A 23,374-nucleotide genomic window follows, 5' to 3' on the forward strand; every position below is an offset into this window, starting at 1 on the left:
TGATGGCTTGAATGATCAGACAACGCGCTGCAGCTGAACAGGTTTGACAGCGATCGGTTCTTCGAGCCCCGGCTCGGCGAGGTCGGTGGCTTGAAGTCCAGGGGTCACGAATGGCGGCTTCAGCGGAGCACGTCCGCCGGAGAGGTCCTTGGACCTTGCGACCAGAAAGTCGACCAGGTGGTTGCGGATGCGGTAGTACTGTGCATCGTGGTGCAGCGTTGCGCGCTGGCGGTCCGCAGGCATGGTGTTCACGACGATCTCCGCCACACGCGCCCGCGGCCCGTTGCTCATCAGCAGGATCTTGTCGGCCAGCAAGATGGCCTCGTCGACGTCATGCGTGATCATGAAGACGGTCTGGCGGGTTTCGCGACAGATTCGAAGCAGCTCATCTTGGATCGTTCCGCGGGTGAGCGCGTCCAAAGCACCGAACGGCTCGTCCAGCAGCAGCATCTTGGGTTGGATGGCAAATGCGCGGGCGATGCCCACGCGCTGTTTCATGCCGCCCGAAAGCGCGGAGGGCTTCTTGTCGATCGCCTGATCCAGGCCGACCAGTGCCACGTAACTCTGCACATGCTCGTCGACCTGCCTGGCGCTCCATTGCGGCCACTTGCTGCGCACCGCAAAGGCGATGTTCTTCCTGACTGTCAGCCATGGCATCAGTGCGTGCCCTTGGAAGACGACGCCTCGATCGAGGCTGGGCCCGGCTATCTCGCGGCCACTCATGATGGCCACGCCGGCCGTGGCCGCTTCGAGGCCGGCGAGGACATTCAGGATGGTGGTCTTGCCGCAACCGGAGTGGCCGATGATGCAGGCGAACTCGCCCTTGGCCAGTTCGAAGTTGACGCTATCGAAGACGGGCTCCGCACCAGGAACGTAGGTCTTCGCCAGGTTCTCGATCTTCAGGAAGCCGCCTGCTGGCTCACTGCTCCTGCATTCATTCGGCATACGTCACCGCCTTCTGCGCTTTGGCAAAGACAAGATCCAGCGCCATGCCCACCAGTCCGATAACCAGGATGGCGAAGATCACGTTGGTGAGCGAGAGGTTGTTCCATTCGTTCCACACGAAGTAGCCGATGCCGGTTCCTCCGACCAGCATCTCCGCCGCCACGATCACCAGCCAGGCAATGCCCATGCTGATGCGCATGCCGGTCAGGATGGTGGGAGCGGCGGCCGGCAGGATGACTTCGATCGCCTTGCGCATCGACGTGACTTGGAGCGTCCTGGAAACATTCAGCCACTCGCGTCGCACGCCGACCACTCCGAAGGCGGTATTGGTCAGCATCGGCCAGACGGAGCAGATGAAGATGACGAAGATGCCGGAGATCGACGAGTCCTTGATGGTGTAGAGCGCGATGGGCATCCACGCGAGCGGCGAGATCGGCTTGAGCAACTGGATGAACGGATCCAGCGCACGGTAGGCCAGCGGACTCATGCCGATCAGAAAGCCCAAGGGAATGGCGAACAGCGCTGCCAAACTGAATCCGAGCCCGACGCGCGCGAGCGAGTACGAGATCTGAAGTCCGATGCCCTTGTCATTGGGGCCGTTGTCGTAGAACGGGTCTGACAGATGTCCGACGATCGCAGAGCCCATCTGGGCAGGTGTGGGGAATGCGGACTTCGAAGCTGCACCGCCGCCCGCCTGCGGATCCTTGCCCATGAGCTTCGCGTACTCGCTCTGCTCGGCTGTGAGCGTCGGCGCTGCGGTCTTGGTGGGCAGCGTGGCGGCGTACCAGACAAGGAGAATGAACGCGATGAAGAAGGCGGAAAGAAGCGCCGCCTTCGCGCGAAGTGTCTTGGGCTCGTTCATGCCGGCGTCTTCCTGATGGAGAAGCTGTCGGCATAGGCTTGCGCTTTGTTCGGATCGAAGGTCTTGCCCATGATTTCGTACTTGGGATAGGCGCTGCCGTCCGATGTCTGTTGACCGATTTCTCGCATGGCCCGCTTGGCATCGGTCAGCAGGAACACTTTCTCCGCGACCTGCTTGTAGTCGACATCTCCCTTGATATAGCCCCAGCGCTTCATCTGCGTCAGCATCCAGACGGCCATGCCTTGCCAGGGCATGGGGTCGAAATCCACGCGAGCAGGCACGTTGACGATGTTGCCCAGGCCGTCGGCGTACCTCCCGGTCAGCACCTGGGTCAACACGGCTTCCGGCTGGTTGAGATAGGCCTGCGGCGCAACCACCTTGGCGATGAGCTCCCGGTTCCTGGGATCGCGGGCCATGGCGGCAGCGGTCAGCACGGCGCGGTACAGCGCCGCGAAGGTGTTCGGGTTCTTCTGGATGAACTCCGTAGACGTGCCGAAGGCGCAGCAGGGGTGGCCGTTCCAGATGTCTCGTGTCAGCAGATGGATGAATCCCACTTCTTCCACCACAGCCCGCTGGTTGAACGGATCCGGGCCGAGAAATCCGTCGATGTTTCCGGCCCGCAGATTGGCGACCATCTCCGCGGGCGGAACGACGCGCAGTTGAACGTCGCGCTCAGGGTCCAGGCCGGCTTCGGCCAGGTAGTAGCGAAGCAGAAAGTTGTGCATCGAATGCTCGAACGGAATGGCGAACTTGAAGCCCTTCCAATTCTTGGGATCGCGATTGGACTTATGCTTGAGCGCGAGGGTGATGGCTTGTCCATTGATGTTCTGAATCGTCGCCACGTTCATCGGCTGCGGGTTCGAGCCCAGTCCCATGGTGATCGCCAATGGCATTGGCGACAGGAAGTGCGACGCGTCGTACTCGTGATTCATCATCTTGTCGCGCACCAGTGCCCAGCCCGCCGTCTTGACGACCTGGACCTCCAGGCCCTGCTTGCTGTAGAAGCCCAGCGGCTCGGCCATGATGAGTGGCGTAGCGCAGGTGATCGGAATAAAGCCGATCTTCAGATTCCTCTTCTCGATGGCGCCCTTGTCCTGGGCCATCGCCTGGAGGCTGGCGACCGGGAGCACGCTGGAGATCGCGGCCATCGCGGCTCCCTTGCCTACGGCGCGCAGGAAGCGGCGGCGCACGGCATCTTGCGGGAAGACAGCCTTGACGAGGCTCGCTTCGATGAAGTCGTTGGAGTAGTCCTCGAACGCGGTGGTCTGGCTGCGCCGGATCAGCTCCCTGGTGGCGGATGCGGCGCTTGCGGCCTCATGCGCCGCTGCGGAGGCGTGGCGGCCGCATGCGCAACTCATCATGAGCGGTGCGTCGGCATCGTAGGGGTCGAAATAGCGCATTGGGGCCTTTGTGGATTGGCGATGAGGAAACGGGTGAGTGGTCCGTGGCCGCGTTAAACGGTGAACCTGCGAGAGCCGGTCTTGATGCGTACCAACGGCCGAACGTGGGCGTAGGCCGGCGCAACACAGCCCGTCAGGTGGGCGGCGATGACTTGCGCCTGCCGTGCGATCGGCTCGATGAAGCGCATTGCGTGACCATCAATGCTGATGCAGTCGCCTAACGCATAGATGTTCTGGGCACTGGTGTGTAGGGAATCTGCGCGGACCGAGATGCCGTTGTTCCAGTCCAGGCCGGCACTCTGTGCCAGACGACTGGGTGTCTGCAGTCCGGTGGCGGCCAGGACGTGGTCCCCATTCAGAACGAGTGCACTGTCCGTCTCCACGGTCATACCGAAGTCCGTCTTCTTCACCTGCTTGACTCGCGTGTTGCCCATGAACTGGATCGCGAGCGGCGCCCAGGCGTCGAGCAGGTCTTGGGACGACTGCGCAGGTAACAGGTTGGCGAGGGGCCGGTCGGCCACGTCCAGCAAGACGACCGCGTGGCCGGCCAGCGCCAGATCGTTGGCCAGTTCGCAGCCCACCAGGCCTGCCCCCACAACGATGATCCGCCGCGCATCTCCCGGCGCGTCCACGGCTTGGCGGAACCTGGCGTAGCACCGCAGGTCGTTGATGGTCCAGCACAGATCGGCAGGCAATGCGGGGTCCGGGCGCGGGGCTGCGCCATGGGCAAGCACCAGGCTCTTGTACTTGACGCTGCCCCTGGTCGTGCGCAAGGCATTCGTTCCTGCGCAAACGCTGATGGCGTGCGTTTCGGACATCAGGCGTACCTTCAGACGGGCGGCTGCTTGAGCGCCTGTTTCCTTGACCAACGCCGCAAGGCTGATGGCCCTTGCCAATGCGACGGACAGAATCGGCTTGTCGTAGACGTCGCCGCTGCAGTTCGTCACGAGGGTGATGGGCACGCTGGCATCGCGCTCGCGCAGAACGCGCGCCATCTGCCATCCGGCGGCCCCTGCGCCGACGATGACGACGCCCGGTTCATCGCGGCGGCTGCGCCCGGCGTGGCTGGGCGAGCCCGCTTGCGCCACTCTGGCCTGCGGGACGTAGATCTCAAAGTCCGCCTTGCCCACGCCGCACAAGGGACAGGACCAGTCGTCGGGAATATCTTCGAAGCGTGTGCCCGGCACCAAGCCGCTGTCCGGATCGCCTGTCGCCTCGTCATAGATCAATCCGCACGCCCGGCAGATGTACTGGCGAAAGGCGGCCGCCGTGTCGGCCCCGCGCACGGCGAGGGCAGGGGCGCTCATGACGGCGTCACCGGGCTGCTCAGCCGGGCCATTTCTCGACGCAGGTGCTTGATCGCCGGCGTGACAATGGCCACGAAGTGGGACTCGCGAACCCTGCGCTGTACCGCAGACGACAGCAGATAGCCGCGCGCACCTTGGTGCATGAGCGCGGACTGGGCCGATCGTAGCGCGAGCTCGGAGGCGTGGGCGCGCACGTCCAGCACATCGAGCAGGGCGGGCTGGCCACCCTCGTTGGCGATGCGGGCCAGCGCGAACGTGCGATCGGTCAGGGCATCGAGTTCGGCCTGCAGGTCGGCGGGACGATCTTCCAGGAACTGGTTCACGTGGGCGAGTTGCTGCTCTACATCCCACATCGAGTCAATCGCGCCTTGCGAGACGCCCAGACCCATTCCCACCTGCAGAAGAATGAACTCTGCTCGGATCCGATCGAGGAATGGGCGCACGGGGTCGGCCATCATCCGATCGCTGCCGACGAAGAAGTTCGTGAAACGCACGCCCCAGGTTCCTGTGCCTTCCATGCCCGCGAAGGATGGACATTCGCGCAGCTCGATCGCCGGGTTGTCGCACGGCACCATGAACATGATGTCGTGGGATGCTTTGCCATTGGCGACGACGGTGGCAGCGCCGCCGAAATAGTGGTCCTTACCCAGGTTGCTCACCCACGGCAAGGTGCCGTTGACGACATGGCCGCCTTCGACTCTTTCAGCCTTGAGAAGCATGGGCTCGATGCCGGTCATGGCCTTCATCGGGTTGCTCAGCGCCGTGCCGCCGAGCGTGTCACCGCGAACATGGCGCTCGAAGCGTTCACCCAGGAAGCTTGGATTGCCGCACTTCTCCATGTAGAGAGTGCAGGCCGATTGGCACCACACCATGAAGCCTGTGGCCCCGCACACGCGTGACACCTCGGTGATGGCCTGAATCGCCGCCACGAAATCGGGCTGGCCGTCCAGGGACGTCTGGGCCCGGTAGGCACCGGCCTTGCCCAGTTCGCGCAGGACGCTTTTGGGATAGGTGCCGATGCGGTCGATCTCGTCGACCATCGCTGCAAGCGATCCGTTCGCCACCGCCCGAACGGCATCGAGCATTTGCGCGCGGGCAGGACCTGCATCGGTGGCCAATGCCGCCATCTGAAGTACCGCTGACATGGTAGGCCGCTCCCGACCGCTCAGGCGAGCGCGATGTCGAAGGGGATGGGATTGCGCATCGTGTTGGCGACCGGCGAATAGGTGTTCGCGTGCTTGACGATGTCGTCCAGAACGTCGCGCGGCGCGTCGCCTTCAACGAGCACCTTCACTCGAATCTGCTGGAAGCCCATTTCCAAAGGCTGCTTCTGCGCGCCGCCGGCGCCCCAGGCCGCGGGATTGCCGATGTCGCCTTCAAGGAAGATCTCGAGTTTGGTGAGCTTGACGTTGCGGTGCGTTGCAACGGCGGTGATGCCTACGCACAGGCAACCACCGAGGCCCGACAGCACAATTTCGCCTGGAGCCGGTGCCGTGTCCTGACCGAACAGATGTGGCGGCTCGTCCACGACCACCGGCGTGTGATCACCGACGTAGCTCAGCGTACGGAACTTGCCATCGACGACGGTGTGAACTTTGTTGGTGCCGCGGGAGGTCGGGTTGTTGCGCCCCTTTTCTGCGAAGGCAAGCAGGCCTTCGCGATCGATGGGGCGCAGGTAGGTCTTGAGCGTGGACTGGCTGGTTTCGACTGCACGTGCAGCGGGCGTGATGGTCATGGGTGGCTCCGGTGAATGGTGCCTTCCCAAGCGCAAGAGCCATGCCACCGACGCCATCGTCGCCGGGCGCGTCTAACTCCTTGTTTTTCTTAAGTATTTTCTCGTTCGCATGTCTGGTGCCAACGACCTGACAGGAGGGGCTCTACAAATTGTCCGACCGAATGTCGACAATTTGTCGAGCCACGGGGGTCGGCTGGCCAGGGTGCGCAGCTGTTCAGTCTCCCTGCACGACCGCCACCTGCCGGGCGGCAACTATGTCATCCACCAATTGCGGTACAACGCGGCGCAGAGCAAAACTGTCTCGACGTTGAACCTGAGTGAGGAATGCCTATGGACGCGTGGTCGAACGAGCAGCTTTCCCCCTTGTACGAGAGAGAACTCTTCCGTTCGCACGATGCAGAGGAGACGCATGCGCGTGTCTCCCGCGAGCTCAAGCCGCACCGCAGCGTGTGGGGTCGCGGCGACGTCGACGCCATCTTCTGCCGCGCAGAGCTGAGCGCGCTGTCCTTGTGCATCCTGCGCTACGGCTGCGACGTCGACATCGAGCCCGACGCGCTCGGCAACTTCGTGCTGGTGCAGATGCCGCTGCGCGGCCATGCCGACATCCATACTGGCGGGCACACCCTGCAGATCCATCCCGGCCAGGGCGCGGTCATTTCCGCCCACAAGCCGGTGCGGCTGCACTGGCATGCCGACTGCGAACAGCTGATATTGAAGATCGAACTCAGTCGGCTGCAGGAGGTGGCACGCCATGCTTTCGCCTTGCGCGGCACCCACGCCGTGGGCGAGATCGATTTCGCGATGCCCTTTTGTCTGGACGACGCCGCCGGCACGCAGTGGTGCCGCATGGTGGCCGGCCTGGCATCGCTGCTGCCCTCGGGCGGCCTGGCGACCTACGACCCGCGGTGGATGGCGCACTGCGAAGACAACCTGATGCTCTACCTGCTGTGCCACCGGCCGAATTCAGCCCTGCAACGGCATGCCGCCGTACGGCGCGGCTCCGAGGAAGCCGGCCTGCGGCAGCTGCGGCGGGCCGAGGAGTTCATGCGTGAGCGGCTCGACACGCTGCTGTCGCTCGAAGACGTGGCACAGGCCGCGGGCGTCACGCGCCGCAGCCTCGCCTTGCTCTTCAAGCGCTATCGCGATCTCTCGCCCGGCGAGGTGCTGCGCAACATGCGGCTGGACGCCGCGCACGCGCAGCTGGCGCGGCACGATGGTGCCAGCGTCACCGAGGTGGCGCTGAACTGCGGCTTCTCGCACCTGAGCCGCTTTGCCGCCTGCTATCGCGAGCGCTTCGGGGAGCTGCCGCGCGACACCTCTCGCGATCCCGCACCACTGTCCGTCGCGCGGCACTGAAGAACACGCATCCTCAGGACTTCATCGCGCACTGTGCGGCGGTCCGGTCCTGGTAGCGCTCCAGCACGGTGCCGATCACCTTGTTGGCGATGCGCCCGCTCGCGTCCTTGGCGATCACGCGCAGGTAGTAGTTCTGGATCGGAAAGTTGTTCGGGCCATAGCGGAAATCGCCGCGCACCGACTTGTAGTTCGCCGCCTTGATCGCCTTGAGCAGCGCGGGCTTGTCGGCCACCTTGCCGCCGACGTCGCGCACGGCCGCATCCATCGCCATCAGCACGTCGTAGGCCTGGCCGGCATAGAACGACGGGTTGCGCCCGTTGTTCTGCTGGCGGAATGCCGCCACGAAGCGCTGGTTGGGCGCGTTGTCGAGGTCGAACGACCAGTGCGCGGTGTTGAAGAGCCCGAGCATCGGCTCGCCGACGGCGGGGATCATGTCCTCGTCGGCCGAGAACGCGGTGGAGATCAGCGCCACGTCCTTCGAGAGCCCCGCGCCGACGAACTGCTTGATGAAGCTCACGCCCATCGCGCCGGGCAGAAAGAAGTACAGCGCATCGGGCTTCGACGCGCGGATCTGCGCCAGCTCCGCCGAGTAGTCGAGCTGCCCGAGCTTGGTGTACAGCTCGTCGCTCACGCCGCCCTTGAAGGTGTGCTTGAAGCCGTTGATGGCGTCCTTGCCGCCGGGGTAGCTGGGCGCGATCATCGCGACCTTCTTGAAGCCCTTGTCCGAGGCGAACTTGCCGGCCGATTCGTAGTACGCATCGTTCGGGTACGAGGCACCGAAGAAGTACGGGTTGCAGCGCGCGCCCGAATAGTCGCTCGGGCCGGTGTTGCTCGACAGGTAGGGCACCTTGGCCGCGAAGAGCGGCGGGCCGACGGCCAGCGCGACCGACGAGCCGACGGGTCCGGTGAACAGGTCGATCTTGTCGCGCAGCAGCATGCGCTCGACCACCTGGCGCGCCATCTCGGGGTTGCCGGCGGTGTCGGCCTCGACGAACTCCACCGGCACGCCGCCGAGCTTGCCGCCCAGCTGCTTCATCGCGACGGCGAAGCCGGCCTTGGCCTCGGCACCGCCGACGGCGAAGGGGCCGGACAGGTCCATCGCCAGGCCGACTTTCACGGTCTGCGCCTGTGCGGGTAAAGCCAGCGCGCCTACCAGGACGGTGAGCGCGCACAAGATGGATCGGGGCGTGGCCTGCGACATGAAAGGTCTCCTCGGGGTGAGTTCGTTGAACGTGGGTGGGGGCAATGCAGGCCGCAGTCTCTGTGCGGCGGCAACGCCCCGCTATCCGTTTCGTGCGGCCGAAACCGCTGCACGAAATGGACAGACAACGGCCCGGCGCGCTCCACAGAATCGCCGCCGACCCCACCACTTCGAGAGACGAACCGATGAGCGACACCATCGACATCCCGGCCGGCGACGGCACCCAGACCTTTCGCGGCTACCTGGCCCTGCCGGCCTCGGGGCGCGGCCCCGGCATCGTGCTGTGCCAGGAGATCTTCGGCATCAACGACTACGTGCGCGAGGTGGCCGACCTCTACGCCGAAGAGGGCTACGTGGTGCTCGCGCCCGACCTGTTCTGGCGCATGGAGCCCGGTGTCGAGCTGGGCTACTCGCCCGAAGACTGGCAGCGCGCCTTCGGCTTCTTCCAGAAGTTCGACGTCGAAGCCGGCGTGGCCGACGTCACGGCGAGCGTGAAGGCGCTGCGCGCGCACCCGGCCTGCACCGGCAAGGTCGGCGCGCTGGGCTTCTGCCTCGGCGGCAAGCTGGCCTACCTGGCCGCTGCGCACTCGGGCGTGGACGCGGCCGTGGGCTACTACGGCGTCGGCATCGAGGGCGCGCTCGACCTGGTGCCGCAAATCGACTGCCCCATTGCGCTGCACTTTGCCGAGCTCGACCAGTTCTGCCCGCCCGAGGCCCGCGCCCAGGTGCTCGAGGTCTTCGCCGGAAAGTCCGCTGCACAGATGTATGTCTACCCCGGCGTCGACCATGCGTTTGCACGCACGGGCGGCGACCATTTCGACAAGCCCTCCACGCTCATGGCGCACCAGCGCACGATGGCGCTGTTCAAGGAAGCGATCGGCCCGGTGTACGACCTCTCTGCGCTGTGGGACAAGCACTGCGAGTACGAGTTCGCCACGCGCGACGTGGTCGCCACCATGGCCACGATGGTGAACGAGCCCTACGTGAACCACATCCCGACCATGACCGGCGGCGTGGGCGCCAGGGAGCTGTCGCGCTTCTACAAGCATCACTTCATTCCGACGACGCCGCCCGACACGCGGCTCACGCCCATCTCGCGCACGGTGGGTGCGACGCAGATCGTGGACGAGATGCTGTTCAGCTTCACCCACACGGTCGAGATCGACTGGCTGCTCCCGGGCATCGCGCCCACCGGCAAGCCGGTGGAGATTCCGCTCGTGGCCATCGTGAAGTTCCGCGGCGACAAGCTCTACCACGAGCACATCTACTGGGACCAGGCCAGCGTGCTGGTGCAGGTGGGCCTGCTCGATCCGAAAGGCCTGCCCGTGGCCGGCGCCGAGACGGCACGCAAGCTGGTCGACGAAACGCAGCCGTCGAACACGCTGATGCCGCGCTGGGAAAAATCGACAGGGCTCACCATCGCCGACCCGGCGTTGCCCTTGGGATGAGCGGCGACTCCGACATGCTGGCGCTGGTTGTGGACGCCGTCACGCCGCTCACGCCGGCCATCAAGGCCTTCGTGCTGCGCTCGGCGAACGGCGAGCCCCTGCCGCCGTTCGCGCCGGGCGCCCACCTGGGCGTGCAGGTGGTGCAGGCCAACGGCCGCACGGGGCAGCGCGCCTACTCGCTCGCCCAGCCGCACGACGGCTCGGACCGCTGCGAGATCGCGGTGCTGTGCGAACCGCAGGGCGCGGGCGGCTCGGCCTGGATGCATGCGCTGCAACCCGGCGCCGCGCTAGCCGTGCACGCGCCGCGCAACGACTTCGCGCTGCACGCAGGCAGCGCGCCGCCGCTGCTCCTTGCCGGCGGCATCGGCATCACGCCGCTGCTGTGCATGGCGCGCTCGCTCGCGGCCGAAGATCGCCCCTTCGAATTCGTCTATGCCACGCGCAGCGAAGAAGCCACGGCCTACCTGCACGAGGTGCGCGCGCTGGGTGGCACGGTGGTTCACGATGGCGGCGATCCGGCGCGCGGCATTGATCTGCGTGCCCTGCTGGCCGAGCCCGTGCCCGGCCGCCACCTGCATGTGTGCGGCCCGCGCGGCATGGTGCAGGCCGTGATCGACACCGCCCGCGCGCTCGGCTGGACCGACGACCACGTGCACTTCGAACTCTTCGCCGGCGCCATCGAGCAGGCAGGCGATGCACCCTTCGAGGTGCGCACGCTGCGCTCGGGCAAGACGCTGACCGTGCCGCCCGACCAGAGCCTGCTCGACGTGCTCATTGCCGCGGGCCTGGACCCGCTGTACGACTGTCGCCAGGGCGACTGCGGCGTGTGCGCGGTCGACGTGGTCGAGGGCGTGCCCGACCACCGCGACCACAACCTTAGTCCGCGCGAGAAGGCGGACGGCAAGACCCTGTGCACCTGCGTGTCGCGCGCGAAGACGCCGCACCTGGTGCTCGACATCTGATCAGGAGACCCACCCCATGACCATCGAACTGCAAGGGCTCGTGCAGCCCGACCGCGTGCACAAGCGCGTCTACACCGACCCTGCCATCTTCGAGCTGGAGATGGACCGCGTGTTCGGCCAGGCCTGGCTCTACGTCGGCCACGAAAGCCAGGTGCCCAAGCCCGGCGACTACTGCACCACCCGCCTGGGCCGCGAGCCCGTGGTGATGGTGCGGCACACCGACGGCCAGGTGCACGTGATGTTCAACCGCTGCCCGCACAAGGGCGCCAAGCTGGTGCCCGATGGCAGCGGCAGCGCCGGCAAGTTCCTGCGCTGCCTGTACCACGGCTGGACCTTCAAGTGCGACGGCAGCCTGCTGTCGGTGCCGCTGCGCAGCGGCTACGAATGCACCGCGCTCGACCTGAAAGACCCGCAGTACGGCGTGCGCAAGGTGGCGCGCGTGGCCACGTACCGCGGCTTCGTGTTCGCGAGCCTGTCGGAAGACGGGCCCGAGCTGAAAGAATTTCTGGGCGGCGCGGCCACGTCGCTCGACAACTTCTGCGACCGCGCGCCCGAGGGCGAAGTGGAGGTGGCCGGTGGCGTGCAGCGCGTGATCCAGCGCAACAACTGGAAGATCTTCTTCGAGAACCTGCACGACACCATCCACGCCGTGGCCACGCACGAGTCGTCGTGGCGCGCGGCCAAGGAAGAGCATGAGGCCATGCCGGCCGGCACGCCCAAGCCCTTCGAGGTGGTGATCGTCGACGGCAACGGCGAGCCGCTGGAGTTCTGGGAGAAGCTGGAGCTCAAGGGCTACGACCACGGCCACGGTTTCATGGAAGGCATCTTCGTGCCGCCGACCGACCCGGTGAGCCTGGCCTACGTGGCGTCGCTGGAAGCCAGCCAGGGCGCCGTGCGCGCTGACGAGATCCTGCGTGTGAACCGGCACAACACCATCGTCTATCCGAGCTGCTCGCCGCACACCTCGTTCCAGCAGATCCGCGTGATCCGGCCGCTGTCGGTGGACCGCACGCTGGTCGAGATCTTTAGCTTCCGGCTGAAGGGCGCTCCCGAGGCCACCTTTCAGCGCACGCTCAAGTACACCAACATCGTCAACTCGCCTTCGTCGAACGTGATGCCCGACGACCTGGAAGCCTACAACCGCGTGCAGGAGGGCCTGGGCTCCGACGGCGGCGACTGGGTCAGCATGCACCGCGCCGCGGGGCGCGACCAGCCGCTGCCGGGCGGGCGCGCATCCAACGGCAACAGCGAGATGCCCTCGCGCAACATGTTCGCGGCCTGGGCCGGCTACATGGGCGTGGACACGGGCGCCAAGACGAACGAGCTCGCCGGGAGCGTCGAATGAACTTCCGCGACTGGAACGAGCAGCAGGATCTCACGCAGTTCCTGCACCACGAGGCACGCCTGCTCGACGAGCACCGCTGGGACGAATGGCAGAAGCTCTTTACGCCCGACGGCCTGTACTGGGTGCCGCTGGTGCACGGCCAGGTCGACCACCTCAACCACGCCTCGCTGTTCTGCGAAGACGCCCTGCTGCGCTCGATGCGCGCGCGGCGGCTCGAGCAGGCCCGCGCCTATTCGCAGCAGCCGCCCACGCGCACCGTGCACGTGCTGGGCAACATCGCGCTCGAATCGCGCGACGACGGCTGCTGCACCGTGCGCTCGACCCTCCTGCTGCTGGAGTGGCGCAAGACCGAGCAACGCACCTTCGGCGGCAGCGTGCTGCACACGCTGCGCCGCGCCGACGACGGCTGGCGCATCCAGACCAAGCGCGTCGACCTCGTCAACTGCGACGCGCCGCACGAAGCCTTGCAGGTGTTCATGTGAAGGCCGCGCTGCTGGCCATGCACTACCAGAACGACGTGCTGCACGTCGACGGCAAGGTGCGAGTGGGCTTGGCCGCCGACGACCCCGTGCGCCCGCGCCTCATCGCCTCGGCCGCGCGGCTCATTGCCGGTGCGCGCGCGAACGGCGTGCCGGTGATCTTCGTGCGCATCGCCTTCGCACCCGACTACGCCGACTGCCTGCGCAACTGCACGCTGTTCCGGCGCGTGGCCGAGAGCGGCGCGGTGCAGGAAGGCAGCTGGGGTGCCGGGTTCTACGACGAGCTCGCGCCCCTGCCGGGTGAAGCCGTCGTCACCCACCAGCGCAACAACCCCTTCTGGGCCAGCGGGCTCGAGGAGGCGGTGCGTGCCACCGGTGCAGGCCGCTTGTACGTGGCCGGCATCGCCACCAACCACGTGGTCGAGCACGGCACGCGCCATGCGAGCGACCTGGGCTACGACGTGGCGGTGGTCGCCGACGCCTGTAGCACCGCGCAGGCGCACCTGCAGGCCGCCAGCCTCGAAACCCTGGCGATGCTCGCGGACGTGGTCCGCGTGGACGATGCCGTGGCACAGATGGAGAGGGGAGGCCGGCCATGACCACGCTGCAAGGCAAGGTCGCGATCGTGACCGGCGCCGCCGCGCTGCTGGGCAGCGCGATCGTGCGGGCCTTCGTGCAGGCCGGCGCGCGCGTGGTGGCTGTCGACATCGATACGGCGCGCGGCGAGGCGCTGGCGGCCGATCTGGGCGCAGGCTGCCGCTTCGTCGCCTGCGACATCGCGTCGGACGACGCGCTCGATGCGCTCGTGGCCGGCACGCTGCGCACCGAAGGCCGCATCGACTGCCTCGTGAACAACGCGGTGGTCTACGGCGACGCGGGGTTGAATGCCGCGCGCGCCGACTGGCTGGGCACGCTGAACGTCAACCTGGTCTCGGGCGCGATGCTGGTGCAGAAGACCGCCGACGCGCTGGCCGCGCACGGCGGCGCGATCGTGAACATGGGCAGCGTCGGCGGCAAGTTCGGCGCTGCGGGCCGGGCGCTGTACCCGGCGGCCAAGGCGGCCATCCTCCAGCTCACGCGCAACCAGGCCGCCACGCTGGCGCCCCGGGGCGTGCGGGTGAATTCGGTGTCGCCGGGCTGGACCTGGTCGGACGCGCTCTCGCGCATGGCGAGCGGCGACCGCGCACGCGCCGACCGCGTCGGCGCGCCGATGCACCCGCTGGGCCGCGTCGGCGACGGCGACGATGTGGCGCAGGTGGTGCTGTTCCTCTGCTCGGACGCGGCGCGCTTTGTCACCGGCGCGGACATTCCGGTCGACGGCGGCTTCTCGATGCTGGGACCGGATCAGGGGCGGTCTGCGCGCGATTGGTTCGAAATGCATTAACCCCACCGGATCCCAAAGGCGTTTCTCCTTGCGATGTCGGTAGCCTTGCAAGTCGCCCATCTCTCCGCGGCCGAGATAAGGAGTGGGCTGCGGCAGAGCCGATCAATGACGGGCGGAGCGGCGTCATGCGCAGCGTGGGTGCGCGAGATGCAGCGGTGATCGGCACATGATCCGCGTCGACGCGACGTGGCAGCAGGGCTCCCGGGCATGCGAGCCGGTACCGACGCGGCGCAAGGGCCCATCGTGAAATCACTCGGTTAAAGTCAACGCGTGAATGAGGCGTTCAGTATCAGCGACAGTGCCCAAACTGAACCTCACCCAGTTCGGGAGGCCATAGGAATTCACTGGCCGCACGATAAGCGAGTGCCGCTCGAGCCGACGTGCGAGCGCTGCACCGTCGCCGACCTCTGCGAGAACAAAGTTCGTCGTCGACGGGAGATAGTTGATGCGCAAGCGGTCGAGTGCTGCATGCAGCATCTTTTGGCATTCGCGGTTCAGTTGGACCGTGCGCGCGATGAATTCGCCATCGTCGAGCGCCGCCTCGGCGGCGATCTGCGCACTTTCCGAGACCGAGAAGGGCGCGCGAGCGCGTCGCAGCATCTCGGCCAGCGGCGCCTGGGCAATGCCGTAGCCAACGCGTAGGCCAGCGAGCCCGTATGCCTTCGAAAATGTGCGGCTGACGAGAAGGTTGGGGTGCTTTCGAACCAGCGCAATGGAATCGCCGCGTATGGCCTCCGGCATGTATTCGAAGTAGGCCTCGTCGAGGATCACCACCACGCTCTGGGGAACGGACGCGACAAAGGCAGCGAGGTCATCGGGATCGACGGCAGTCCCAGTGGGGTTTCCAGGGTTTGCGATGTAAATCAGCGAGACCCCGTTGGAGAGTTGCGCACGCATTGCTCCCAGGTCGACCGCGAACGCGGGCGACGGCACCACGATGGGGGTCGCGCCCACGCGTTGGCAGGCGCCCACATAGGCTTGAAAGGAGTACTGCGAATAGAGTGTCTTCCTCCCGGTGGTCAGCATGGTCGAGACCGCGTTGCCGATGACGGCCTCCGATCCCGCGCCACAGACCACCCAATCGCATGGAACGTCGTGTCGGCGACTGATAGCACCGACGAGGTTCGTGCAATCGTTGTCCGGATAGCGAGAGAGATCGATGCGGGCGGCCGCAAGCGCGGCCAATGCCCGCGGGCTAGCCCCCTGGGGGTTCTCGTTGGAAGCGAGCTTGACGATGCTGCTGGGCTCGACGCCGAGGCGGCGAGCGAGATCCTCGATCGGGAGACCGGGAACATAGGGCTTCAGATGGAGGATGTGGTCGGGGTAAGAAAGGGATTCGGACATCTTGGAATGCTTCTTGCGTTCGGTCGACGTGCCGTGGGCATGGCGCGCCGAACAGTGGGTTGGATCCGCCATCATGGGTGTTTGCCCCAATTTCACAAACATGCTGCCGCGTGTCACGATCACCTTTGGTGATCGGTCTTGTGGGGTCCACCGGCCTGCAACGAGAAGAGTGAGCTATGACACTGCAACAACTGCGCGACCTGATGGCGGTCGTTCAGCACGGAGGTTTCCGGGCAGCGGCGCGCGCCCTTAATGTGGCGCAGGCTGGACTCACCAAAAGTGTGGCGCGGCTTGAGGAGGAGCATTCGATCGTCCTGATTGATCGAACGGCCAAGGGAATTGCCCTGAGTGCGCAGGGCGAAATTTTTCTCTCGCACGCGCAGGCCGTGCTCCTTGAGTCCGAGAGGGCTGAAGACTGGCTTCGCCGCCTGAAATCGCAAGTGACCTCCGTATCCCTCGGTGTTTCCATCGAGCCATCCTTGCAACTGACACCCGCGGTACTGGCCGATTTTCGCAAGAGGTTTCCTGACGTCGCCATCCACATGTCGCAGAGCTCGAGCTCCGAACTGTTGGCGGCGATCCGGGACAACAGGATCGAGCTTGCCGTCACCAGGATTCCCGAATCGTTGGAGGCGCACGATCTGCGGATCGACTTGTTGTACAAGTCGAACGCGACCATCTTCGCGCGGCGTGGTCATCCGCGAAGAAACGTGACCTCGATCCGGGATCTCGCCGATTTGGAGTGGGTGGTCGTTGGCAGCCCCCGGCGAGCCGGCATCGACGACGAAAGCATCAAGGAACTCTTCCTGGAGCAACAACTCGGAAGACCGCGACTTGCAGCCGTTTGTGACTCGCTGTTCGGAGCCGTTTCGATGCTGCTGGAGTCCGACTGTGTCGCTCGCTTGCCGATCACGCTCCTTGAGCATCCGTTGACGAAGAGCTTGCTCACTGAGATCCGCGTCGACGAGCAGAAGAACCGGTACTACAGCATCGCGGTGATTTCCAAGGCAAGTCGCAGACTGAGCGAGGAAGCGCGTGTGCTGGTGTCGATGCTGAAATCTTTCTCACGCATGCGCGCCGCGTTGCCGTCGCACCCGCCAGGCATCGATAGCGGCAGGGTTTAGAGAACCTCCGCGCGGAGGTCGTTCGCCAAAGCGATTCCGGCGTCGCCGCCCATGATCGCCAAAGGTGATCATGATGTTGGCGAATGCATGGACGCCGCTCGGTGTTTCCAGGACTATTCGTGCCGCTAGGTTGACGCCCGAGAGGTCGTTGACCCAGTGATCCTCATCGCCATGCGCGATGACCAGGTGTCACGCCCTGTCCCTACACCCTTGAAGGATGAACATGATCTCGAAGTTTTTCGGTGCCCTGACGCTGGCGGCCCTCGCATTGGGAACGACACAGGCAAGCGGGCAGAACGCCACCAGCACGCTCAAGAAGATCGCAGAAACCGGATCCATCACGCTGAGCGTGCGGGACAACCAGCTGCCTTTCTCCTACATCGACGACAACCAGAAGGTCATGGGCTACTCGCTCGATCTGTGCAACCAGGTCGTTGGCGCCATCAAGATCGCGGTGGGTTTGAAGGCCATCGACGTCAAGACGCAGCTCGTGACTGCGCAGACACGGATCCCGCTGCTCGCGAACGGGACGGTAGACCTCGACTGCAGCAGCGTCACCAACAACGCCGCCCGACAACAACAGGTCGCCTTCAGCAACACCACTTTCTTGACGGCGACCACCTTCGCCTACAAGAAGCAAAGCGGCTTGAAGACGATCACCGACCTCAAGGGAAAGACCGTCGTTTCGATCGCCGGCACCAACAACATCGTTCAGCTCAATGAAGCCAATACCAAGCGCGATCTGGGCATTCGAATTGTCGGCGCCAAGACGATGGCCGAAGCATTCCTCATGCTGTCCACGGACCGCGCGGTCGCATTGGTCACCGATGACATCCTGCTGGCGAGCTTCATTGCCGCCTCGGCGGATGCCGACGCGTATGCCATTTCGACAGATGCATTTGCGCCCGTCGAACCCTACGGCCTGGTGATGCGGCGCGATGATCCGGAATTCAAGCGAGTGGTCGACAAAGCGCTGGCCAACTATTTCGCGACGCCTGCAGCCATCGAAACCTACAACAAGTGGTTCATGAAGCCGATTCCGCCGAAGAACATCACGCTGAACTTCCCGATGAGCGCCGGGCTGAAGAAGGCGTTCGCCAAGCCGACCGATTCGATCGACCCCGCGGCGTACTGAAGCTGAACCCACAGGGGCAGGACGATGAACTACAACTGGAATTGGCGCGTCCTGTTCGAGCAGTCGCCCACGGGGGAGGGGAGCTATCTGCATCTTCTCTTGACCGGTATGCAGTGGACCTTGGCAACGACGGGCTTGGTTTGCGTGCTGGCGGTGCTTCTCGGGACCGCGGTGGGCGTTGCCCGGACGCTGCCGTTCGCGGCTGTGCGTATCGCGGGGCGTTGCTACGTGGAAATCTTCCGCAACATCCCACTTATCGTCCAGCTCTTTCTCTGGTATTTCGTTCTGCCAGAGCTTCTGCCACCGGACCTGGCACGCTGGGTCAAGCAGTTGCCGAGCGCATCGTTCTGGGCTGCCGTGATAGGCATCGGCCTGTACATGTCTGCGCGCGTGGCCGAGCAGGTTCGCAGTGGCATCGAATCTCTTCCGTCTGGCCAGTCGATGGCCGCCAAGGCCGTGGGTTTCACTATTTTCCAGATGTACCGTCACGTGCTTCTGCCGAGGGCTTACCGCGTCATCTGGCCGACGCTCACGACGGACCTGACGAACACCGTCAAGGCCACGTCCGTCGCGCTCACCATCGGACTGTCGGAACTGACGGCTCAGGCCAATGCGATGCAGGAGTTCTCGTTCCAGGTGTTCGAAGCATTCTCTGCAGCACTGGCGATCTACTTCGTCGTGAACATGGCGATGTTGATGGCAATGCGGCGGGTCGAGCGGTATATCGCAATGCCCGGCTACAGCGGCGGAAGGTAGACCGTGTTCTCCACGTTTGACTTCGGCGCGATCTGGCATGCGTTGCCATACCTGCTGCTTGACGGCCTGTCCTTCAGCTTGAAACTCACGCTCGTTGCTGGCGCAGCTGGCTTGGTGTTGGGTACCTTGATCGCACTGATGCGCGTCAGCTCGAATTCGGTGATCAATGCCATTGGCACGGCCTACGCAAACCTATTCCGGGCAGTACCGTTGGTGCTGGGGATCTTCAGCTTCTACGTTCTGATGCCCTATATCGGAGCATGGGTCTTCGGCGCGCCGAGACCTGTCCAGGTTGGTGCGACCCTCTCGGCCTATGTAACTTTCACCATGTTTGAGGCGGCGTACTTCTCTGAGATCGTCCGCGCGGGCCTCCAGTCGGTGGCGCCCGGGCAGGCAGCCGCGGCTCGAGCGCTGGGCATGGGTCGCAGTGGTGTGATGTGCTATGTCGTGCTGCCGCAGGCGCTGCGCAAGATGCTGCCGGTCCTGCTGACACAGCTGATTGTTCTGTTTCAGGACACCTCGTTGGTCTATGTGCTGTCGCTTTCGGACATGTTCGGTTTGGCATCCAAATTTGCGCAGCGCGACAACCGTCTGGTAGAGATGTATGTCCTGGTGGCCGTGGTTTACTTTGTCATTTCCTTTGTCGCATCCAGCGGCGTAAGGGCTTTACAGCGAAAGTTGAATCACTGATTGGAATCTGCACGCCCGGAAGCCTTAATTGCTTTGCTGGGTCACGCCCTCTATCGAGGGGATGGAATGTGTGAACTTCAAGTTGGAGTGGAAAAAGTGCAGTGATTGAAATCAAGGAAGTATCGAAGTGGTATGGCCCGGTGCAGGTGCTCAACGATTGTTCGGTGAGCATCTCCAAGGGCGACGTGGTGGTGGTGTGCGGGCCGTCGGGCTCGGGCAAGTCCACGCTCATCAAGACCGTGAACGCGCTCGAACCCTTCCAGAAGGGCGAGATCACCGTCAACGGCATTCCGCTGCACGACCCCAAGACCAACCTGCCCAAGTTGCGCTCCAAGGTCGGCATGGTGTTCCAGCACTTCGAGCTGTTCCCGCACCTGTCGGTCACCGAGAACCTCACGATCGCCCAGATCAAGGTGCTGGGCCGCAGCCCCGAGGAAGCCAAGACCCGCGGCCTCAAGATGCTCGACCGCGTGGGCCTGATGGCGCACAAGGACAAGTTCCCGGGCCAGCTCTCGGGCGGCCAGCAGCAGCGCGTGGCCATTGCCCGTGCGCTCAGCATGGACCCGATCGTGATGCTGTTCGACGAGCCCACCTCGGCGCTCGACCCCGAAATGGTCGGCGAAGTGCTCGACGTGATGGTGAGCCTGGCCAAGGACGGCATGACCATGATGGTGGTCACGCACGAAATGGCCTTTGCGCGCAAGGTCGCGAGCCGCGTGATCTTCATCGACGTGGGCGGCAAGATCCTCGAAGACTGCCCGAAGGACGAGTTCTTCAGCCACCCCGAAAACCGCCAGCCGCGCACCAAGGACTTCTTGAACAAGATCCTCCAGCACTGAGAAGTTGCGAAGCAAAAGTTTGGATCCATGGTGAAGGCTTAGCATGGAAGGCTGCAGCGTGGCGTTGGCACGCGGAGCAGCCGAGGCGCGTGCCGGCAGTTGGTTCCGCCGCGGTGGCGGCGCAAGCAGGTACGGCCCTGATATGTGCGCTGGCAAGTGGGCTATCGGCTTTCAGTCCATCCCTTGCACTGGGGCCACCTCCATCACCTGCTTCAGGGGCACGCTCGATGCGCCGCTGAGCACGAAGGGTATGCTCACCGCATGCGCGGCCTGGGCCAGTCTGAGATCCGCGCGGTATGCAAACAGCGCACCCCCATGGGCGCGATGCCGAAATGCGACGCATAGTTCGTCCCGACGATTGAACGCGTCTGCGAGATGGAGGAAACGTCGACCACCGTCTGCGGCACAAGGGCCCGGCGCTCGAAAGAGCGGGTGTTGGAGAGCACCGAAGCGCCGCGCTCCGAGCCGTTGGCCGCGAAGCCGTAGAGCGCGCGCGGCAAGCACTGGCGCGCTGCCGCGTCGCAATCGTCAAGCGTGTGGAGCACTGCCGCGTCAGTACATCTTGCTCGCAGGCGCCACGTCGACACCTGTCTTGAATCGCGCCGCGAGCGATGCCGTTGCGCGTGCCAGCAGGCTCGTGTCGATACCTACTGCCACGTAGGCCGCCCCGAGTGCGAGGTACTTGCGTGCGAGCGCTTCGTCGGGCGTCAGGATACCGGCGGCTTTGCCCGCTTTGCGAATGCGTGCAATGGAAGACGCAATTGTTTCCTGCACCTCGGGGTGCGCGGGATTGCCAACATGGCCCAACGAAGCGGACAGGTCTGCCGGTCCGATGAACACGCCGTCCACGCCGTCGGTGGCGGCGATCGCGTCGAGATTGTCGAGCGCTTCGCGCGTTTCCACCTGCACGAGCAGGCAGACCTGGTCATTGGCCTCGTGGTAGTACCGCGGATAGCGGCCCCAGCGCGAGGCGCGCGCACCGCCCATGCCTCGCACCCCGCCGGGCGGATAACGCATCGAGCGCACGATCTCGGCGGCTTGCTCGGGAGTGTCTACCATTGGAATGAGCAGCGTCTGGATGCCCAGATCGAGGTACTGCTTGATCAGCGCCTGACCGACGTGGCCGTGACCCATGGGCACACGCGCGACCGCATGCGTCTCGGGATAAGCGGCGATCGCCTGCGCCTGCTGCAGGATGGTGCGCAGGTCGTTCGGCGAGTGTTCGCCGTCGATCAGCAGCCAGTCGAAGCCGGCGCCCGCGCAGATCTCTGCCGTGTAGTGGTCAGCAAGCCCGAGCCACAGGCCGATCTGCGGACGATGCTCGACGATGGCACGCTTGAAGGAATTGATAGGGGTCTGCATCGTTCAGACCGCAATGACCGCAGCAGAGCTTTCCACAGTAGCGTGTCCGCTTTTTCCGAGCGCGCCACGAACGCGGTCGATCAGCGCCAGGCAGTCGGCCGGGCAGGCATCGCCGCGCCACGCCACGTGCTGGTCGGGCCGGGAGAGCACCAGCGCGTGGTCGTACACCTCGGTGCCTTCGCGCGCGTCGAGATCCACCACCTTCATAGGGACGCCGTGCCTTTCGGCCGCGGCGAGCAGGGGAGCGACGTCCACGGAAGGATCCTTGCGGATGATCGCGTAGCCGCTGCCCAGCACGTCGTACAGCGACCTGCCATCTTTCAGCCAGACGTGCGGCGTCCGGCAGCCGGGCACCGTGGAGGGCGTGAACGCGGACATCGTGTAGGCGGGAGGCGATTCCTGGTCGTATGCGATCAGCGGCGACTTGTCGTAGAAGTAGCCGAAGTTCAGCCCACCGCAGCAATACTGCTGCACGTTCAATTCGTACAGCGCACGGCCCGCGGCCTCGCGCACGGCCTCGCCTTCGGGACCCTCCTTCTCGATGTCCTGCGGCACGCCTTCCCGCTGGGCCTGCAGCGCCAGTGCATGGTTCATTGCGAACTGCGAAACCTGCTCGGTGATAGGCAGCCGTTCGGCCTCGTAGGCATCGAGAATGCCTTCGCCCGCCCAGCCCTGCAGGTAGGCGGCGAGCGTCCAGGAGAGGTTCATAGCATCGGCGAGACCGGCATTCATGCCGTAGCCCGCCATCGGGATCCACAGGTGCGAGGCATCGCCGCAGATAAAGACGCGCCGGTTGCGGAACTTGTCGGCGACGAGCCGGCGCCCGATCCAGTCTTCCTTGGTGATGATCTCGTACTCGAAATTGGGCCCGACGCCCAGGATCGTGCGGAGCGCCCAGTCGCGGTCGACGGAGTCGAAGGTCTCGTCGGCGTGGAGGTAGTTGTGCACCAGCCACGTCTCCTTGCCGTCGATGGCATAGAGGTTGCCGCTGCGGCGGGTGTTCAGTGCGAAGGTTGCCCAGGCGGGCTCGTACTTCAGCAGCCCGAGGAGGGCGGGTGCGCGGAAGTAGGTCGACTGGACGCGGCCCACCACGTCGGTGCCGCTGAGCTTTGCGCCGATCTGCTTGCGGACCATGGACTTGCCGCCGTCGCAGCCGATCATGAAGTCGCAGCGGATGCCCAAGGTCTCGCCGGTGTCGAGGTTCGTCCCAGTCGCGTCCACGCCCTCCGCGTCCTGCGCGAAGCCGTCGATCTGCGTGCGGTTCAGGATGCGCACACCGTCCGTGGACTCCGCGTGCGCGAAGATGACCGGCTCCAGAAAGATCTGGTTGATGCGGTGCGGCGGCTCGGGCGTGGGCCACCAGGTGTCGGGGCCGCCGGTGGCGGTGTAGCGGTCCCTGCGTGCGGGTATCGGAATGCGCGAAAGCTCGGTGCCGGTAACCGAGGTCCGGTAGGCCACATCGTTGGGATAGTCGGCGGGCAGGCCGGCTTCGCGCAGCGCCTTGGCCACGCCCAGGCGGCGGAAGATCTCCATCGAGCGCGCGGAGACGTGGTTGCACTTCACGCTCGGCGGCTCGCCGCGGTGGCGGATCTCGGCGACCACGACGTCGATGCCGCGCTGGGCCAGGTCCATGGCGATCGTCAGGCCGACGGGGCCGCCGCCGACGATCAGGACGCGGGTCTTGAGTTCAGTTTTCATGT

General features: G+C 64.9%; 23 protein-coding genes. 12 read left to right on the top strand and 11 right to left on the bottom strand.

All coding sequences use genetic code 11. The annotated features are described in order from the left end of the window. Nucleotides 1-15 precede the first annotated feature (15 nt). From VAPA_RS10975 to VAPA_RS11000, 6 genes are read right to left on the bottom strand one after another with little or no spacing between them, the layout of a single operon-like run. A complete protein-coding gene (locus VAPA_RS10975) occupies nucleotides 16-945 on the bottom strand; it encodes an ABC transporter ATP-binding protein (RefSeq protein ID WP_021006844.1) in 930 nt (309 codons plus the stop codon). Further along, on the bottom strand, nucleotides 935-1,807 hold the full coding sequence (gene ntrB, locus VAPA_RS10980) for a nitrate ABC transporter permease (protein WP_021006845.1): 873 nt from the start codon (nucleotides 1,805-1,807) through the stop codon (nucleotides 935-937). Before ntrB ends, VAPA_RS10975 begins: the two co-directional genes overlap by 11 nt. Next, the gene (locus VAPA_RS10985; RefSeq protein WP_021006846.1) at nucleotides 1,804-3,207 is read right to left on the bottom strand and encodes a CmpA/NrtA family ABC transporter substrate-binding protein; all 1,404 of its coding nucleotides are present in this window, start codon (nucleotides 3,205-3,207) and stop codon (nucleotides 1,804-1,806) included. Before VAPA_RS10985 ends, ntrB begins: the two co-directional genes overlap by 4 nt. Before the next feature lie 53 nt (nucleotides 3,208-3,260). Continuing rightward, a complete protein-coding gene (locus tag VAPA_RS10990; protein ID WP_021006847.1) occupies nucleotides 3,261-4,514 on the bottom strand; it encodes an FAD-dependent oxidoreductase in 1,254 nt (417 codons plus the stop codon). After that, nucleotides 4,511-5,659: an acyl-CoA dehydrogenase family protein gene (locus tag VAPA_RS10995; RefSeq protein ID WP_021006848.1), complete on the bottom strand. Its 1,149-nt coding sequence runs from the start codon at nucleotides 5,657-5,659 to the stop codon at nucleotides 4,511-4,513. Before VAPA_RS10995 ends, VAPA_RS10990 begins: the two co-directional genes overlap by 4 nt. 20 nt (nucleotides 5,660-5,679) lie before the next feature. After that, nucleotides 5,680-6,249 (bottom strand): OsmC family protein, encoded by a 570-nt coding sequence (locus tag VAPA_RS11000; protein ID WP_021006849.1) that lies wholly within the window; start codon nucleotides 6,247-6,249, stop codon nucleotides 5,680-5,682. A 330-nt stretch (nucleotides 6,250-6,579) separates the two neighbouring features. Between VAPA_RS11000 and VAPA_RS11005 the strand changes: the two genes are divergently transcribed. Next, nucleotides 6,580-7,605, top strand: a complete 1,026-nt coding sequence (locus VAPA_RS11005; protein ID WP_021006850.1) for an AraC family transcriptional regulator — start codon at nucleotides 6,580-6,582, stop codon at nucleotides 7,603-7,605. A 13-nt stretch (nucleotides 7,606-7,618) separates the two neighbouring features. On the opposite strand, the gene VAPA_RS11010 is transcribed toward VAPA_RS11005, so the two are convergent. Then, the gene (locus tag VAPA_RS11010) at nucleotides 7,619-8,806 is read right to left on the bottom strand and encodes an ABC transporter substrate-binding protein (protein ID WP_021006851.1); all 1,188 of its coding nucleotides are present in this window, start codon (nucleotides 8,804-8,806) and stop codon (nucleotides 7,619-7,621) included. A 185-nt stretch (nucleotides 8,807-8,991) separates the two neighbouring features. Between VAPA_RS11010 and VAPA_RS11015 the strand changes: the two genes are divergently transcribed. Genes VAPA_RS11015 through VAPA_RS11040 form a run of 6 tightly spaced genes read left to right on the top strand, consistent with a single transcriptional unit; the run spans nucleotide 8,992 to nucleotide 14,424 of the window. Then, entirely contained in the window at nucleotides 8,992-10,254 is a 1,263-nt protein-coding gene (locus tag VAPA_RS11015; protein WP_021006852.1) for a dienelactone hydrolase family protein, read from the top strand. Next, the gene (locus VAPA_RS11020; RefSeq protein ID WP_021006853.1) at nucleotides 10,251-11,216 is read left to right on the top strand and encodes a PDR/VanB family oxidoreductase; all 966 of its coding nucleotides are present in this window, start codon (nucleotides 10,251-10,253) and stop codon (nucleotides 11,214-11,216) included. Before VAPA_RS11015 ends, VAPA_RS11020 begins: the two co-directional genes overlap by 4 nt. 16 nt (nucleotides 11,217-11,232) lie before the next feature. After that, nucleotides 11,233-12,561: an aromatic ring-hydroxylating dioxygenase subunit alpha gene (locus tag VAPA_RS11025; RefSeq protein ID WP_021006854.1), complete on the top strand. Its 1,329-nt coding sequence runs from the start codon at nucleotides 11,233-11,235 to the stop codon at nucleotides 12,559-12,561. Next, complete coding sequence (locus tag VAPA_RS11030) at nucleotides 12,558-13,043, top strand: aromatic-ring-hydroxylating dioxygenase subunit beta (RefSeq protein ID WP_021006855.1); 486 nt, start codon at nucleotides 12,558-12,560, stop codon at nucleotides 13,041-13,043. The genes VAPA_RS11025 and VAPA_RS11030 overlap by 4 nt, the downstream gene beginning before the upstream one ends. Then, complete coding sequence (locus tag VAPA_RS11035) at nucleotides 13,040-13,639, top strand: cysteine hydrolase family protein (protein WP_021006856.1); 600 nt, start codon at nucleotides 13,040-13,042, stop codon at nucleotides 13,637-13,639. The genes VAPA_RS11030 and VAPA_RS11035 overlap by 4 nt, the downstream gene beginning before the upstream one ends. Then, nucleotides 13,636-14,424 (top strand): SDR family oxidoreductase, encoded by a 789-nt coding sequence (locus tag VAPA_RS11040; RefSeq protein WP_021006857.1) that lies wholly within the window; start codon nucleotides 13,636-13,638, stop codon nucleotides 14,422-14,424. The genes VAPA_RS11035 and VAPA_RS11040 overlap by 4 nt, the downstream gene beginning before the upstream one ends. 249 nt (nucleotides 14,425-14,673) lie before the next feature. Here VAPA_RS11040 and hisC read toward each other — a convergent pair whose 3' ends face one another. Continuing rightward, entirely contained in the window at nucleotides 14,674-15,891 is a 1,218-nt protein-coding gene (gene hisC, locus VAPA_RS11045; protein WP_155248068.1) for a histidinol-phosphate transaminase, read from the bottom strand. Between the two features lie 53 nt (nucleotides 15,892-15,944). On the opposite strand from hisC, the gene VAPA_RS11050 reads away from it, so the two are divergent. The 5 genes from VAPA_RS11050 to VAPA_RS11070 all read left to right on the top strand — a co-directional run bounded on the left by VAPA_RS11050 (nucleotide 15,945) and on the right by VAPA_RS11070 (nucleotide 20,312). Beyond that, nucleotides 15,945-16,892: a LysR family transcriptional regulator gene (locus VAPA_RS11050; protein WP_021006859.1), complete on the top strand. Its 948-nt coding sequence runs from the start codon at nucleotides 15,945-15,947 to the stop codon at nucleotides 16,890-16,892. 223 nt (nucleotides 16,893-17,115) lie between these two features. Then, nucleotides 17,116-18,027: an amino acid ABC transporter substrate-binding protein gene (locus tag VAPA_RS11055; RefSeq protein ID WP_021006860.1), complete on the top strand. Its 912-nt coding sequence runs from the start codon at nucleotides 17,116-17,118 to the stop codon at nucleotides 18,025-18,027. A 24-nt stretch (nucleotides 18,028-18,051) separates the two neighbouring features. Continuing rightward, a complete protein-coding gene (locus VAPA_RS11060; RefSeq protein ID WP_021006861.1) occupies nucleotides 18,052-18,783 on the top strand; it encodes an amino acid ABC transporter permease in 732 nt (243 codons plus the stop codon). Between the two features lie 3 nt (nucleotides 18,784-18,786). Beyond that, nucleotides 18,787-19,473: an amino acid ABC transporter permease gene (locus VAPA_RS11065; protein ID WP_021006862.1), complete on the top strand. Its 687-nt coding sequence runs from the start codon at nucleotides 18,787-18,789 to the stop codon at nucleotides 19,471-19,473. A 101-nt stretch (nucleotides 19,474-19,574) separates the two neighbouring features. Then, nucleotides 19,575-20,312, top strand: coding sequence for an amino acid ABC transporter ATP-binding protein (locus VAPA_RS11070; protein ID WP_021006863.1), 738 nt, complete (start codon nucleotides 19,575-19,577; stop codon nucleotides 20,310-20,312). Between the two features lie 254 nt (nucleotides 20,313-20,566). Here the strand turns inward: VAPA_RS11070 and VAPA_RS11075 are convergent, their stop codons facing one another. The 3 genes from VAPA_RS11075 to VAPA_RS11085 are packed head-to-tail and all read right to left on the bottom strand — an operon-like array spanning nucleotide 20,567 to nucleotide 23,372. Beyond that, nucleotides 20,567-20,857 carry an alpha-hydroxy-acid oxidizing protein gene (locus VAPA_RS11075; protein WP_021006864.1) on the bottom strand — a complete coding sequence of 97 codons (291 nt, stop codon included), beginning with the start codon at nucleotides 20,855-20,857 and terminating at the stop codon, nucleotides 20,567-20,569. A 7-nt stretch (nucleotides 20,858-20,864) separates the two neighbouring features. Beyond that, nucleotides 20,865-21,674, bottom strand: a complete 810-nt coding sequence (locus VAPA_RS11080; protein ID WP_021006865.1) for an aldolase/citrate lyase family protein — start codon at nucleotides 21,672-21,674, stop codon at nucleotides 20,865-20,867. A gap of 3 nt (nucleotides 21,675-21,677) precedes the next feature. Further along, entirely contained in the window at nucleotides 21,678-23,372 is a 1,695-nt protein-coding gene (locus VAPA_RS11085) for an FAD-dependent oxidoreductase (protein ID WP_021006866.1), read from the bottom strand. Nucleotides 23,373-23,374: the final 2 nt, after the last annotated feature.

The organism is Variovorax paradoxus B4, assembly GCF_000463015.1.
In the GTDB taxonomy this organism is placed as follows: Bacteria; Pseudomonadota; Gammaproteobacteria; order Burkholderiales; family Burkholderiaceae_C; genus Variovorax; species Variovorax paradoxus_E.